General features: G+C 53.9%; 1 pseudogene. It reads right to left on the bottom strand.

Going from position 1 to position 282, the window contains the following annotated elements:
- Positions 1-194 precede the first annotated feature (194 nt).
- Positions 195-282, bottom strand: a pseudogene (locus AF337_RS42120) (IS5/IS1182 family transposase); the annotation flags it as partial.

The raw sequence follows: 282 nt of genomic DNA, 5'->3' as shown, positions 1-282 counted from the left end.
AAATGGACGACATCGTGGCGGCGGCTTTCAATATTGAAGCTGACCTCTTGGACGATAGGGCAATCGGGTACTTTTCAAAGAGATCATGGAGATCTCAAGGGTGACGAGCATTTGCGTCTAAAAACCTCGACAGAGCTATGGTCGGCACTGAGCAGGTAAAAAACCGTGCCACTAAGAGTCCGTGCCGAAACTGGTCATGATTGGCGTGCGATGCGTCTGACGAGGATCATGACGGCTGCCGCGTAGAGGAAAGCGGTGGCGGATTCGATGGTCGCCTCGGCG

The sequence above is a fragment of the Rhizobium ecuadorense genome, from assembly GCF_001187535.1.
Taxonomy (GTDB): Bacteria; Pseudomonadota; Alphaproteobacteria; order Rhizobiales; family Rhizobiaceae; genus Rhizobium; species Rhizobium ecuadorense.
Note: the sequence above shows the minus strand (reverse complement) of the source record. Positions and strands in the feature narration are given on the sequence as shown.